We start from the raw sequence: 13,838 nt of genomic DNA, 5'->3' as shown, positions 1-13,838 counted from the left end.
CCTCGGCCAGCCAGAACGTCGCGTTGTCGATCGGGCGACTGAGACCAGCGCGAGGATGGACCTCGAGGGCAGCACTGTCGGGCTCGGCAAGATCGGCACGCGGATGGCGGCATGGCGTCCGCGTTCGGGATGAACGTGCTGGCGTGGAGCCAGAACCTGACCGTGAAGCGCGCCGACGGGTAGGTGTCTCCCTGGCCGGTTCGCTACCGGAGTTGTTGGCGGCGAACGACATCGTGTCGGTGCACGTGGTGTTGGGGTGGAAGACGTTGCAGGCGATTCTGGCTGTGGCCGGCAGCGGCACGGTGACGAGGCTGGTCCGTAAGTTCTGGTGATCGCCGAGGCCGTGGACGAACTCGACCGGGGAAACCACCCCTGGCTTGGGACGGGTTCAGGTGTTGTGGGGCATGGCGTTTCTGGCCCGCATGCCCAGTACCAGTGTTTCGGCCAGGCGGGTGATCGTGGCGGCGAAGTCGTTGTACGGGAAGGCAAGTTGGGGGTGTTCGGCGTAGAGCTGGGCGACTGTTGGTGGGGGGTGGATGCTCTGCGTCAGTACGGCGGCGATCGCGGTTACCGCGCCGACGACTTCTGTGCAGTCTGCCTGGGACAGGTCGGGGAGTACCAGTTGGACCGCGTTGGCCAGGGCGGTCACGGCTGTGTGGGCGGCTAGTTTGAAGCCCAGCAGGGTTTGGACGGAGACGTTGCGTTCCAGGTTGAGCGGGGAGTGGGTGAAGACGTCGCAGAGGAACGGGCGTTGCTCCAGTGTGCGGCCTATGGCCGTGGCCACGCCTTGGACGTCGCCGGTTGCCAGGGACTTGAGTTCGGCGCCGAGTGTGTCTGCCCAGTCGCGCCAGGCATCGATGGCCAGGTGCAGGTAGATGTCCTCGCGGGTCTCGAAGTAGCGGAGCAGTGCGGTCTTGTGCATGCCGACCTCGCCCGCGATGTCCGCGAGGCTGATGTTGCGGATCCCGTCCCGTTTGGCGAGTCGGAGGGCGGCCTCGAGGATGGCGGCCTGGCGCTGCCGCTTCTGTTCGGGCCGTCGGGCCCGTTGGAAGCGCGTCTCCTGGTCGTCCTCGTGGTTCCGCCGCATGGACATACGGTAACCAGGACACCGGCGGATCACACCGCCAAGCCCCTGGTCAGGGGACGGAGGCACGGGAGACAACCCGCGGACCAGCGCGGTCAGCACGGTCATCACAGGAGTTTGTCCACGGTGATCGGCAGGTCGTAGATCCGCCGGCCGGTCGCGTGGTGGACGGCGTTCGCGATGGCGCCGGCCACGCCCACGATGCCCACCTCACCCGCACCGAGCACGCCCAGCGGCATGGTCGGGTCGGGGTCGCCGAGGCACTGGATGTCGATGCGTGGGACGTCGGCGTGGACCGGCACGTGGTACTCGGCCAGGTTCGCGTTGACGATCCGACCCGTCTCGCGGTCCACGAGGGTCTCCTCGCCGAGTGCCGCGCCCATCCCCATCACGATGCCGCCGCGTAACTGGCTGGCCGCGGTCTTCGCGTTGACGACCGTGCCGATGTCGAACACGCCGAGCCAGCGCGTCACCCGGACCTCGCCGGTGTCCGGATCGACCCGTACCTCGCAGAAGTGGGCACCGCACGCGGCCTTCACGTACCGCCGGCGGTCGCGGATGAACCTGGTCAGGAAGCGGAGCTGCCCGGTGACCTGCCCGAACCGGGTGTCCGAGCCGACCGTCGCGGTGAGCTGGTCGCGGCCCGCCGCCCGGAGAATCGTGGTGGGCGGTTCGGCGGGGGACAGGTGGGCGCGATCGGCCAGCTTGCGCAGGTCGCGCTTCAGCTGCGCGGCGGCCTCGAGCAGGCTCGACGTGACGCTGGCGGTCTGCGCGGAGCCGCCGGCGCCGGGACCGACCGGCAGCTCGCTGTCGCCGTACTCGATGTGGACGGCGTCGAACGGCACGCCCAGCGCGTGCGCCGTCACCTGGCCGAAAGCCGTGGCCGCGCCCATGCCCATCTCGTGGAAGGCACAGCGCACCAGGACCGTCCCGTCGGCGGACAGCCGGACCGTCAGGTTGGCCGGGAACCGCCAGGCCGGGTGGAAGGCGGTCGCGACGCCCATGCCGACGAGCCACCGGCCGTCCCGCATCGAGCGCGGCTCGGGCGTGCGGTCCTGCCAGCGGAACCGTTTCGCGCCCACGGCGTAGGCGTCGCGCAGCCCGCGACGGGCGAACAGCTTGCCGTCGAGTGGGTTGCGGTCCGGCTCGTTGCGCATGCGGAACTCGATGGGGTCGAGGTCCAGCCGGTAGGCCAACTCGTCGACGGCGGCCTCCAGCGCGAACGAGCCGATGGCCTCGCCGGGAGCGCGCATGGAGGCGGTGGACAGCGCGGCGATCGTCACCTGGCTCTGCTGCACGAGGATGTGCTCCGCGTCGTACAGGTGCCGGGACTGGGAGACGACCTGCTCCTCGATGCCGCCGACGTGGCCGAGCTGCGTGACGCTGGTGTGGATCAGCGCCGTGAGCTGGCCGTCCCGGTCGGTGCCGAGCGCGACCCGCTGCGTCGAGGGGGTGCGGCCGCCGACCGTGCGGTAGACGCCTTCGCGGGTGAGCATCAGCCGGACTGGCCGCTCGACGACCCGGGCGGCCAGGACGGCGAGGATCGTGCCGGCCCAGATGTTGCCCTTACCGCCGAAACCACCGCCGACGAACCTGGCCACGACGCGGATGTCGTTGAGGTTCATGCCGAACCGGTGCGCGAGCTGGCGGCGGGTCCAGTCGATGTTCTGGGAGCCGTCGTGGACGGTCAGCTTGTCGCCCTGCCACACGGCGGTCGTCGCGTGGGGCTCCAGCGCGTTGTGGTGGTGCATGGGCGTGGTGAAGCGGAGGTCGACGGAGACCTCGGCCGCGGCGAGCGCGGCGTCGGCGTCGCCCTTGCTGCCGCCGCCCTGGATCAGGGCGTTGTTCTTCTGCGGCTTGGCGGTGGGCTCCGCGCGGGCGAAGTCGACGGCGGCCGGTTGGCTCTCGTAGGTGACCCGGACGAGACGCGCGGCTTCGTGAGCGGCTTCGAGCGAGTCCGCGACGGTGACCGCGACGGGTTGGCCGTTCCAGTGGACCTCGTCGGTGTTGAGGTAGTTGACGGAGGTCCCGGAGGCGAGGGTGGCGAGGTTGAGGAAGCTCGGTTTGGGCGGGGGTTTCATGCGTGGGGCGTTCTCGTGGGTGATCACGGCGAGGACACCAGGGGTGGCCCGCGCGGCGGACGTGTCGAGGGACTTGATGCGGCCGCGGGGGATCGTGGCGTACACGAGTGCGGCGTAGGCGAGGTCGGGATAGGGGTATTCGGCGGAGAACTGGGCGGCGCCGGTGGTTTTGACGTGGCCGTCGACGCGGTCGAGTGGTTCGCCCAGGACGCGGGTTCTGGTCGGGATTGGTGTCTGGGGTGGGGCCTGGGTCATCGGATTCGCTCCTGGTGGAGGCGGTGGAGGCGGTGGAGGCGGGGAGGCGGCGGCCTGGCGAGGCGTGGGAGTTTCGGGCACGTCGAACACGCCGTTCGACGGCCTTGGTGATCGGTGGGAAGGCAGGTCAGGACTGCGTCAATGTCCGTAAGGTCGCGGTGATCGTTCGCCGGGCGAGCTCCACTTTGAACGCGTTGTCCGGTTGCGGAGTCGCCGCCGCCAGTTCTGCTTCCGCTGCCGCCCTGAACGAGGCCTCGGTTGCCGGGGCGCCACGCAGGGCTTCTTCCGCCCTCGCGGCTCGCCAGGGGTGGGTGGCCACTCCGCCCAGGGACAGGCGGACTTCCGTGATGTGATCGTGTTCCACGCGTAGGGCGGCGGCTACCGAGACCAGGGCGAAGGCGTACGACGCGCGGTCGCGGACCTTTCGGTAGCGGGAGTTCCTCGCCGCGGGTAGGGGCGGGATCTCCACCGCGGTAACCAGTTCGTCGCCGGACAGGGTCGTCTCCACCTGCGGCGTGGTGCCCGGCGGGACGTGGAAGTCGGCGATGGGGATTCTGCGTTGGCCCCTGGTGCTTTCGACCTCGACCGTCGCGTCCAGGGCGGTCAGCGCCACGGACATGTCCGATGGGTGGGTGGCGATGCAGTGCTCGCTCGTGCCGAGGATCGCGTGGTTGCGGGCGTAGCCCGTCAGTGCCGCGCAACCCGTGCCCGGCTCGCGCTTGTTGCACGCCGCCGCGGTGTCGTAGAAGTAGTGGCACCTGGTGCGTTGCAACAGGTTGCCGCCCACCGTGGCCATGTTGCGCAGCTGGCCGGACGCACCCATCAGGATGGCCTGCGTCAGCACGGGGTACCGGGTGCGGACGAGCGGGTGCGCGGCCAGGTGGCTGTTGCGGACCAACGCGCCGATCCGCAAGGTGCCGTCGGCAAGTTCGGTGACCTCGTGCAGCGGCAGGGCCGTGATGTCGACGACCGTGTCCGGTCGTTCCACGTCGCGACGGATGAGGTCCACCAGGTTGGTGCCGCCGCCCAGGAACTTCGCGTTCTGGGCACTGGCGATAGTCTCGACGGCCTCTCGGACGTCGGTGGGACGTAGGTATGTGAGCGGTCTCATCGTGCAGTGTCCTCAATGGCCGCGACGATGCCGTTGTAGGCACCGCAGCGGCACAGGTTGCCACTCATGCGCTCGCGGATCTCCTCCGTGGTCAGGGTGGGGTGCGACGACACCTCCTCGGTGACGGCGCTCGGCATGCCGGCGCGGTGTTCCGCCAGCATGCCCACCGCGGAGCAGAGCTGGCCCGACGTGCAGTAGCCGCACTGGAAACCGTCGTGGCGGACGAAAGCGGTCTGCAGTGGATGGTCGAGGCCCTCGATCGTGGTGATCTCGCGGCCCTCGTACTGCACCGCCAGGCCGAGACAGGACAGGATTCGCTCACCGTCCACAAGCACCGTGCACGCACCGCACGCGCCCTGGTCGCAGCCCTTCTTCGTGCCCGTCAGCCCCAGATGTTCGCGTAACGCGTCGAGCAGGCTCACCCGTGGTTCCAGCTCCACGGGGCGATTGGTCCCGTTGACGCGCATCCGTACCTCGCTCACCTTTGCTCCGTTTCGCTGGTTCGGTGTGGTCGAGGTCGAATGTAGTGCAACGGCGTTGACTTAACAAGGCAACGGTGTTGCGTTAACTCGAAGGTGTGCGACGGTTGGTAGACACTCCGCTAGGCCGAATGGAGTAAGGTCAGACAACTGGGGGACCCGGTGAAAGTCCACTCGAAAGGGTGGTTAATCTACGCACCTGATCTGTGGCTGGCGACGCTCAGTAATGCTTGGTGTCACCGGCTCCCCCGTCCAGATTACGTAGCAGCCGGAGGCTTCCCTTGGCACTCAACTCGACTCCGCGCCGCCGGTTCGGCGTGGCTCTCGGTGTGGTTCTGACCGGCGTCACCGCCGGCCTCATCGGGTTCGCAGGCGTCGCCAGCGCTCACACTCCCCAGGTCAGCGCGGAGTGCAAGGGGGAGACCACCACCCTCAAGGTCAATCTGACCCAGTACTCCACGAGCAAGAAGAAGTCGAACCACGTCCAGGTCCTCGACGGGACGCAGAAGCTCGCGGACACCGACTTCCAGAAGGACTACAAGAACTCCTTCAACGTCTCGGGCTCCGTGGCGCACGACTTCACCGTGCACGTCAAGGCGTGGGACGACGTGGACGGCCAGCACGGCTGGTCGAAGGACTTCCCCGTCCACGTCGACGCCTGCGTGACCGTGCCGCCGCCGGACACGGAGACGACCACGACGACCACCACGACGACCGAGACCACCACCACGCCGGCTCCGTCGACGACGGAGAGCACCACCACGACGACCCAGGTCGCCCCGGTGGTCGCCACCTCCACCACCACGCCGCCGCCGGCCGCGCAGGGTGGCCCCCTGGCCGAGACCGGTGCGAGCATCGCCCTGCCGCTGGGCATCGCGGGTGTGCTGCTCGCGGGTGGCGTCGTGATGCTGTTCGTCGTGCGCCGTCGCAGCAGCAAGGCCTGACGGTAAGACCGGACGGCAAGAACAAGAACTGAGTGCGGGCGGGTCCGCTGGTGCGGGCCCGCCCGCACGCGTTTGCGCGATCTCGCATTCGGGTACGAAGTCGACGTGACAGCCGAACAGCTCACCATGGGGGTCGAGGAGGAGTTCCTCCTCGTACAGCCGGACGGTCGGCTTTCCCGCTACGGCCCCGAGGTCGTCGACGCCGCGACCAACGAGCAGGGCGACCTCGAGGCGGAGCTGAAGCGGTGCCAGGTCGAGGCGGTCACCGATGTCTGCCACACGCCGGACGAGGTGCTCGAACAGCTGCGCGGCCTGCGTGGCGGACTGGCCGAGGTCGCCGGTCGCCGCGGGCTGCGGCTGCTGCCGAGCGCCTGCCCGATCGTGCCGGAGAACAAGCCGCAGGAGATCACGCCGAAGCCGCGTTACCTCAAGATGGCGGAGTGGTTCGGCGCCACCGTCCGGTCCGTCGCCACGTGCGGCTGCCACGTGCACGTCAGCATCGAGGACCGCGAGACCGGCATCCGGGTCAGCAACCAGGTCCGCCCGTGGCTGCCGGTCCTGCTCACGATCACCGCCAACTCCCCGTTCGACGGCACGGACACCGGCTATGCCAGCTGGCGCTACCAGGAGTGGTCCCGTTGGCCGTCGGCCGGCCCGCCGCCCCTGTTCGCCGGCGTCGACGAGTACGAGTCGATCGTGGACAGCATGCTCCGCTGCGGCGCGCTGATGGACCGGGCCATGATCTACTGGGACATTCGGCTGTCCGAACGGCACCCGACGCTCGAGTTCCGCATCAGTGACGTCGCGGTCAGCCCCGAGCACGCGACCCTGCTCGCCACGCTCATCCGCGGCCTGGTCGCGCACGCACTCGACACCACCACGCCGCCACCCCAGCTGCCGCAGGCCGTGCTGCGCGCCAACCTCTGGCGCGCCTCCCGCGAGGGTCTGAGCGGCTCGGCGCTGCACCCGGTGACCGGCGAGCTGGCTCCCGTGCAGAGCCAGCTGGACGACCTGGTCGAGCTGCTGACCCCCGTCCTCGGCGCGGACCTCGAGTTCGTCAAGGCCGGTATCGCCGACGTGCGTGAGCACGGCACCGGCGCGGCCCGGCAGCGTGCCGCCTACCAGCGTCGAGGTGAGCTGACCGACGTCGTGGACGCGCTCGCCGGCCCGTAGAGTCCTGACCGTGGTCGTACGGTGCGCGGTTCTCTTCGGACTGCTCGGCCTCTTCCAGGCCACCCTGGGACCACTCATCCCGCTCCTGCGCGACCGCGAACACCTGGACGCGGCCACCGCCGGGCTCATCGTCACCGCGTTCTTCGGTGGCTGCCTGGTCAGCACGGCCGTCGGCGGAGCGCTCAACGACCGCTGGGCGCGGGGACCGCTCTACATCACCTCCGCGGTCCTGGTCCTGTGTGGACTCGGCCTGCTCGCCGCACCGTTCGCCTGGCCGGTCCCGCTGCTGGCGGTCGCGATCGCCGGCCTCGGGTTCGGCGGGCTCGTGCTCATCGTCAACACGGTGATGGCCGCGCGCGGGCTCACGTACGTCGCGCTCGTCAACGGGACCTACGGGCTGGGTGCGGCCGCCGGGCCCGCGCTCATCAGCGTCACGCACGGTGGTTTCCTGTTCGCGGTGGTCGCGGTCGGGCTGCTGGCCGTGCTGCCGCTGCGCATGGCCGTGCCCGCGGTGTCGGCTCGCGAGCGACTGAGGGTCAGTCCGGTGCTGGTCCTGTTCTGCGCCCTGTTCTTCTGCTACGCGGGTATCGAGACGGGACTGTCCAGCTGGGAGGCCACGCAGCTGCGGGCGCACGGCTACGCGCCGGACACGGCGTCCGCGCTCACCTCGCTGTTCTGGCTCGGGCTCGCCACGGGACGCCTGCTGGTGCCCCTGGTGACCAGGAACTGGACGGGCTTCCGGATCCTGGTCACCGCGCTGCTCGCGTGTGCCGCCGGGCTCACGCTCATCGCCGTGGAGGTGAGCGCGCCGGTCGGGTTCTTCCTGCTCGGCATGTTCGCCGGGCCCATCTTCCCCACCACGCTGGCGTGGATCGCGGCCACGCTGCCGCACCCCCGGCGGGTCAACGCGGTCGCGCTCACCGTCGCCATGCTCGGCAACGCGACCGTGCCCGCGGTCATCGGGTACGGCATGCAGGCCACGTCCGACCTCGCGTTGCCGGCGTTCGTCGCGGTGTTCGTGCTCGGCTGCCTCGGGTTCGTGGTGACCTTGCGCGGGGCGACTCAGAGGGTCGAGAGCAAGGAGTAGATCTCGTCGTTCGTGCCGGGCAGGTCCTCGTGGGCGAAGTCCGGGTACAGGCGGTACGACTTCTCGCACGTCAGCCTGTTGTACGCGGCGAACTGGGTGGACGGCGGGCAGACGCGGTCGTTGAGGGAGATCGTCACGACCGTGCTGGCCCTGATGCGGGACGCGAGGTGCTGCACGTCCACGTAGCCGAGGCGGGTGAAGACCTCGTCCTCGCGCCGATGCAGGGGGTCGCGGTTGCGGAAGTACTCGGCGATCTCGTCGTACGGGTGCTCCTCGAGGTCCAGCTGCCAGGCACGCCGGTAGTCGGTGAGGAACGGGTACACCGCGGCGGCGATCCTGGTGCCCGGTACCAGCGCCGCGCAGGCCAGCGTGAGGCCGCCACCCTGGCTGTAACCCGTCGCGCCGACGCGGTCGGGGTCGACGCCGTCGAGGCCGGCGACGATCTGGGCAAGGCGGACGGTGTCCAGGAAGAGGTGCCGGTAGAGGAGGTTGTCCGGGTCGTCGTCGACGCCCCGCAGCAGGTAGGTGGCCATGGACCAGCCGGCGACCGGGGTCTCGTCGGTCGACAGGCCGCCCTGGCCGCGTACGTCGAGCGACGCGACGGTGTGGCCGAGCGCGACGTACGGGAGCTTGGTCACCCAGTCGCCGGAGTAGTTGGTGTAGCCGTGGAACTCGAGCACCGCCGGGCCCCGCGGCTCCCGCGGCTGGAGGAGCTTGGCGTGCACGCGGGCCCCGCCGGTTCCGGTGAACCACAGGTGGGAGCACCTGGCGTACGGCGTCTGGAACTCGGCGGGGACGATCTCGACCTCGGCCGGCTGGTTGTCGAGGTCGGCCAGAGCGCGGGCCCAGTACTCGTCGAAGTCGGCCGGCCGCGGGCTGCTTCCCCGGTAGGTGAGCAGGTCGTCGAACGGCATGTCGAAGTTCAGCGGCATGTCCTCGACTGTAGGTGGTCAGAGCGGGGCGAACAGGTCCACGACGGACGCTCACTCCTCCGTCGGGGCGGCGACCGGGATGTCGTTCGTCGCGGCCCAGGAGGTGATGTCCTGGTTCTGGATGGCCGTGGCCATCAGTTCCGGGAACTTGTCCGGGGTGCACGCGAACGTCGGGATGCCCATTGCCGCCAGCGCCGCCGCGTTGTCGTGGTCGAATGCCGGGGCGCCCTCGTCGTTCAGGGCCAGCAGGCAGACCACCTGCACGCCCTCCGCCGTCAGGGCCTGTGCGCGCTGCCGCATCTCCTCCTCGTTGCCGCCCTCGTACAGGTCGCTGATCAGTACCAGCACCGTGTCGCGGGGCGTGTCGATCCTGGTCTGGCAGTAGGCCAGGGCCGCGTTGATGTCCGTGCCGCCGCCCAGCTGGATGCCGAACAGCAGCTCCACCGGGTCCTGCAGGGACTCGGTCAGGTCGACCACCGACGTGTCGAACGCGATGATCTGCGTGCGCAGCGACCGGATCGACGCCAGCACCGCGCCGAACACGCTGGCGTACACCACGGAACTCGCCATCGAGCCGCTCTGGTCGAGGCACAGCATGATCTGCTTGCTCACGTTCGGCAGCCGGCGGCCGTAACCGACCAGGCGTTCCGGCACGATCGTGCGGTGTTCCGGTTGGTAGTGCTTGAGGTTCCTGAGGATGGTCCGGTTCCAGTCGATGTCGGACTGGCGGGGGCGGTGGGTGCGGTTCGCGCGGTGCAGTGCGCCGGTGACGGCCTGCCGCGTCGGCTGGGCCAGGCGCTTCTCCAGGTCGTCCACCACGCGACGGACCACGGCCCGGGCGGTGTCGCGGGAACGCTCCGGGATGGCCCTGTTGAGCGACAGCAGGGTGCCCACCAGGTGCACGTCCGGCTGCACGGACTCCAGCAGCTCCGGCTCCAGCAGCAGTTCGCGCAGGCCGAGCCGGTCCATGGCGTCGCGTTGCATGACCTGCACGACCGAGCTGGGGAAGTAGCCGCGGATGTCGCCGAGCCACCTGGCCACGCGCGGGGACGAGCCGCCCAGGCCACCGCGGCGGTCCTCGTCCTTGTCGTACAACGCCTTCAGGGTGGCGTCGCGCTTGGCGTCCATGCCGGACAGCGGCATGCCCGTGCCGTCCGCGTCGTCGCCACCCAGGATCATGCGCCAGCGGCGCAACCGTTCCGTCATCCGAGAAGCTCCAGAATCCTTGGCACCACGAGAGAAGCACGCTCGTGGTCCAGCGCGGTGTCGTCCGAGCGCGCGCCGGACGCGCCCTCGCCGCGGTCGATGCGCCGGACGCGCAGGCCGATGTCGCGGCGCTCGGTCGCGGTGAACTCCGCGAACGTCCTGCGCAGCAATGGGAGCAGGTGGTCGAACAGCTCGGCGTCGACGCCCGTCGCCCAGTGGTCCACGATCTCCAGCAGCTCCGGCTCGTGCACCAGCAACGCCGCCTCGCCGGACAGGAAACCCTCCAGCCACCCCGCCGCCTGCGTCGCGTCCGAGGCGAGGGAGAGCTGGCGGGACAGGCGCCCGCCCGCGTCGGTCACGTCGAGCAGGCCGGCGTCGAGCAGCAGCCGCACCGCACGGCCCGCGATGATGCCCGGCACGCCGTGCCGGTCCGCGACCGACCGCAGCGCGCCCAGCCAGACCTCACGCAGTTCCCGCTGGTCGAGCAGGCCGATGCCGCGCTGCACGCCGTCGATCAGCTGCCGCACGTCCGTCGCCGCGTCCTCGTCCAGCGCGGTGCACGCCGCGGGCAGGCCGACGGCGATGCGCGTGACGATGCCCGTCAGGACCCGCTGCACCAGCTCGGTGTCGGCCCGCCGCACGTTGCCGTACCGGCGCACCCGCGCCATCGGCTCGACCGCTGCCATGAGCCTCGTGGTGTCGTGCTGGCGGGCCGCGCGTTCGTCGAGTGCCGCGAGGACGCCGGCGAGCGCGGCCGGCAGGTCGGCGGTCAGCGTCGTCTCGACCAGGGTGCTCAGCTCCGCGATGTCGGCGTCGGCGGTGCGTTGCGCGACGACGGCGGTCGCCGCGGACTCGATGGTCGTGCCGAAGCCGCTCGCCTCGATGAGCGCGACCTCCAGCTCCGGCTTCCACTCGAGGAGCCACGACTCGCGGAACGTGCCCTTGGTGCGGGACGTCTCCGCCGGCTCCGCCCACGGCACCTCCAGCAGCAGGAGCCGGTGGAACAGCTTGCTGCGGTCGAGGTGCGACTGGGTGCGCAGGTCGAGGTCCAGGTCCTGCTGAGCCGCGCTCTGCTTGAGCCGCAAACGTTTGCGCGTGACTTCGAGGTCCCTGGCCAGCGGCACCATGGGAGTCTCGGGGGGCACGCGGCCGAGGATGTCGCCGACCAGCAGCCTGCGGGCCACCAGCCGCATCGGCACGTCCGACCCACCGCAGAGGACCGCCTGGCAGGACTCGAGGACCTCGGGGAGGCCGGGGTGCGGTCGGTTGCGCAGTGCCGCCAGCGTCTGTGCCAGCCGGACCGCCTCGATGACCGCGGCCGAGGACACGTCGAGCTGCTCGCGGCGCAGCAGGTGCGCCACGCGGACCAGCCAGCGGCCGACGACCTCGTCCTTGGCGGTGAACAGGTGGTGGTACCAGCCAGGTGACTCGATGCCGGCGCCGTAGCCGCTCATCCTGGCGAGCCGGGTCGACGTCCACGGCACCCAGGTCGCGGCGACCTTGGTGGTGCGCAGGCCTTTCAGCAGCTGGGCGTCCGCGGCCTGGGTCGGGAACTCCGACGGGACGAGGACCGGCGCGTGCCAGGCGCCGCAGACGACCGCGATCGTGCTCGCCTCACTGCGCAGCGCCGCCCGCAGCACGCGGCGCATCGCGGCCTCGCGGCGGCGGGTCCGCAGGTCCGGGACGTGGCCCTCGCGCAGGGTGTGCATGGCGTCGAGGACGGCGTGGAAGATGTCGAGGCCGTGGTACCGCAGCTCGACCGCGTCCTCCCACCAACGTTCGGGGTCGTCGAAGCCGGCCGCCTCCGCCAGCGTCTTGATGGGGTCCAGCGGGGCTTGCGCCTCCTCGGTGCCGTCGCCGTCCTCGAGCACGAGCGAGATGGTGGCCGGCAGGTCGAGGAAGCGGACCTCGCGGCCGTGCTCCAGCGCCCAGCGCAGCGCGACCCACTCCGGCGAGAACACCGCCATCGGGTAGAAGTTCGCCGTGGACGGGGCGTCCACCGCGTAGACGAGGCCGGCGACCGGCGGCCGCATCCCGTGCGCGGCGGCGAGCGGCGCGACAGTGTCCAGTTCCGGCGGACCCTCGATCAGCACGATCTCGGGGTCCAGCTCGGCAAGCGCGGTGGCGACGGCACGGGCGGAACCCGGGCCGTGGTGGCGGATGCCGAGTACGTGGACCCGATGGTGTCTGCTCACGCCGCTCACGACGTCCCCTCGCAGGCTCGGTGACGCCGTTCGTCGGCGTAGCGCCGATGGTTCGCTCCGCAAGCTCCGCTCACGCCGCTCACGACGTCCCCTCGCAGGCTCGGTGACCTCGTTCGTCGGCGTGGTACCGATGGTTCGCTCCGCAAGCTCCGCTCACACCAGCTCGCGGCATGCCCGGTAGAGGTCGTTCCATGGTTTCCGTTCGCGTACCACCGCTTCGAGGTATTCCTGCCAGACGATCCGGTCCTGTACCGGGTCCTTGACGACCGCGCCGTGCAGGCCGGCGGCGACGTCCGCCGCGCGGACCACGCCGTCGCCGAAGTGCGCGGCCAGCGCGATGCCGCTGGTGACCACCGAGATGGCCTCGGCCGTGGACAGCGTGCCCGACGGGGACTTGATCTTCGTGCGGCCGTCGGCGGTGACGCCGTCGCGCAGCTCGCGGAACACCGTGACCACGCGGCGGATCTCGTCGAGGTTCTCCAGCTCGGCCGGCAGCTTCAGGGTCTCGCCGAGCTGCTTCACCCGCAGCCGCACGATCTCCACCTCGGACTCGGTGTCGTCGGGCAGCGGCAGGACGACCACGTTGAAGCGGCGCTTGAGCGCGGCGGACAGGTCGTTGACGCCGCGGTCGCGGTCGTTGGCGGTGGCGATGATGTTGAAGCCGCCGAGAGCCTGGACCTCGCTGTCCAGCTCGGGGATCGGCAGGGTCTTCTCGGACAGGATCGTGATCAGCGCGTCCTGCACGTCGGACGGGATGCGGGTCAGCTCCTCGATCCGCGCTATGCCGCCGGTCTCCATGGCCCGCAGGACCGGGCTCGCGACGAGTGCCTGTGGCGACGGACCCTCCGCGAGCAGGCGCGCGTAGTTCCAGCCGTAGCGGATGGACTCCTCCGCGGTACCGGACGTGCCCTGCACGAGCTGGGTGGAGTCGCCGGAGATGGCCGCGGCGAGATGTTCGGACAGCCAGGTCTTGGCGGTGCCCGGCACGCCGAGGAGGAGCAGCGCGCGGTCGGTGGCGAGGGTCGCGACGGCGACCTCGATGAGCCGCCGGGAACCCAGGTACTTCGCGGAGATCGGGGTGCCGTCCGGTGCCTCGCCGCCCAGGACGTAGGTGGCGACGGCCCAGGGCGACAGGCGCCAGTTGGGTGGCCTCGGCCGGTCGTCGGTCTTCGCGAGCGTCGCCAGCTCGTCGGCGTGCTGCTGTTCGGCGTGTGCTCGAAGCACATCCGTCATGGGAACTCCTGGGATGGTCAGCGGTGCTCGGCGGGTGCTCGTGGCGGCG

Annotated in this window: 11 protein-coding genes; 3 read left to right on the top strand and 8 right to left on the bottom strand. The window is 70.3% G+C overall.

The genetic code is table 11. The features are described from left to right. Window positions 1–388 precede the first annotated feature (388 nt). From ACJ73U_RS05995 to ACJ73U_RS05980, 4 genes are all read right to left on the bottom strand, one after another. Window positions 389–1,087, bottom strand: a complete 699-nt coding sequence (locus tag ACJ73U_RS05995; protein ID WP_407776514.1) for a TetR/AcrR family transcriptional regulator — start codon at window positions 1,085–1,087, stop codon at window positions 389–391. Between the two features lie 104 nt (window positions 1,088–1,191). Beyond that, a complete protein-coding gene (locus ACJ73U_RS05990) occupies window positions 1,192–3,420 on the bottom strand; it encodes a xanthine dehydrogenase family protein molybdopterin-binding subunit (protein WP_407776513.1) in 2,229 nt (742 codons plus the stop codon). Window positions 3,421–3,547: 127 nt separating this feature from the next. Next, a complete protein-coding gene (locus ACJ73U_RS05985; protein ID WP_407776512.1) occupies window positions 3,548–4,531 on the bottom strand; it encodes an FAD binding domain-containing protein in 984 nt (327 codons plus the stop codon). After that, complete coding sequence (locus ACJ73U_RS05980) at window positions 4,528–5,013, bottom strand: 2Fe-2S iron-sulfur cluster-binding protein (protein WP_407776511.1); 486 nt, start codon at window positions 5,011–5,013, stop codon at window positions 4,528–4,530. Before ACJ73U_RS05980 ends, ACJ73U_RS05985 begins: the two co-directional genes overlap by 4 nt. A gap of 278 nt (window positions 5,014–5,291) precedes the next feature. Here ACJ73U_RS05980 and ACJ73U_RS05975 point away from each other — a divergent pair, with 278 nt between their 5' ends. The 3 genes from ACJ73U_RS05975 to ACJ73U_RS05965 all read left to right on the top strand — a co-directional run bounded on the left by ACJ73U_RS05975 (window position 5,292) and on the right by ACJ73U_RS05965 (window position 8,214). Then, the gene (locus ACJ73U_RS05975; RefSeq protein WP_407776510.1) at window positions 5,292–5,954 is read left to right on the top strand and encodes an LPXTG cell wall anchor domain-containing protein; all 663 of its coding nucleotides are present in this window, start codon (window positions 5,292–5,294) and stop codon (window positions 5,952–5,954) included. 105 nt (window positions 5,955–6,059) lie between these two features. Continuing rightward, window positions 6,060–7,127: a glutamate--cysteine ligase gene (locus tag ACJ73U_RS05970; protein ID WP_407776509.1), complete on the top strand. Its 1,068-nt coding sequence runs from the start codon at window positions 6,060–6,062 to the stop codon at window positions 7,125–7,127. A gap of 10 nt (window positions 7,128–7,137) precedes the next feature. Further along, window positions 7,138–8,214, top strand: coding sequence for an MFS transporter (locus tag ACJ73U_RS05965; RefSeq protein ID WP_407776508.1), 1,077 nt, complete (start codon window positions 7,138–7,140; stop codon window positions 8,212–8,214). On the opposite strand, the gene ACJ73U_RS05960 is transcribed toward ACJ73U_RS05965, so the two are convergent. The 4 genes from ACJ73U_RS05960 to ACJ73U_RS05945 form a co-directional block, all read right to left on the bottom strand. Beyond that, on the bottom strand, window positions 8,190–9,146 hold the full coding sequence (locus ACJ73U_RS05960; RefSeq protein ID WP_407776507.1) for an acetylxylan esterase: 957 nt from the start codon (window positions 9,144–9,146) through the stop codon (window positions 8,190–8,192). The genes ACJ73U_RS05965 and ACJ73U_RS05960 overlap by 25 nt on opposite strands. A gap of 51 nt (window positions 9,147–9,197) precedes the next feature. After that, window positions 9,198–10,352, bottom strand: a complete 1,155-nt coding sequence (locus ACJ73U_RS05955; RefSeq protein ID WP_407776506.1) for a VWA domain-containing protein — start codon at window positions 10,350–10,352, stop codon at window positions 9,198–9,200. Then, window positions 10,349–12,547 (bottom strand): DUF5682 family protein, encoded by a 2,199-nt coding sequence (locus ACJ73U_RS05950; RefSeq protein ID WP_407776505.1) that lies wholly within the window; start codon window positions 12,545–12,547, stop codon window positions 10,349–10,351. Before ACJ73U_RS05950 ends, ACJ73U_RS05955 begins: the two co-directional genes overlap by 4 nt. Before the next feature lie 162 nt (window positions 12,548–12,709). Then, window positions 12,710–13,789, bottom strand: a complete 1,080-nt coding sequence (locus tag ACJ73U_RS05945) for an ATP-binding protein (protein WP_407776504.1) — start codon at window positions 13,787–13,789, stop codon at window positions 12,710–12,712. Window positions 13,790–13,838: the final 49 nt, after the last annotated feature.

The sequence above is a fragment of the Actinophytocola sp. genome, from assembly GCF_045807065.1.
GTDB lineage: Bacteria > Actinomycetota > Actinomycetes > Mycobacteriales > Pseudonocardiaceae > Actinophytocola.
The sequence above is the reverse complement of the archived record's forward strand: the minus strand, read 5'-3'. Positions and strand labels throughout refer to the sequence as shown.

Bases quoted from the DNA above. Each gene is read 5' to 3' on its own strand.
- ACJ73U_RS05990 (WP_407776513.1), bottom strand. From the start codon at position 3,420: ATGACCCAGGCCCCACCCCAGACACCAATCCCGACCAGAACCCGCGTC.
- ACJ73U_RS05995 (WP_407776514.1), bottom strand. From the start codon at position 1,087: ATGCGGCGGAACCACGAGGACGACCAGGAGACGCGCTTCCAACGGGCC.
- ACJ73U_RS05955 (WP_407776506.1), bottom strand. From the start codon at position 10,352: ATGACGGAACGGTTGCGCCGCTGGCGCATGATCCTGGGTGGCGACGAC.
- ACJ73U_RS05945 (WP_407776504.1), bottom strand. From the start codon at position 13,789: ATGACGGATGTGCTTCGAGCACACGCCGAACAGCAGCACGCCGACGAG.
- ACJ73U_RS05985 (WP_407776512.1), bottom strand. From the start codon at position 4,531: ATGAGACCGCTCACATACCTACGTCCCACCGACGTCCGAGAGGCCGTC.
- ACJ73U_RS05960 (WP_407776507.1), bottom strand. From the start codon at position 9,146: ATGCCGCTGAACTTCGACATGCCGTTCGACGACCTGCTCACCTACCGG.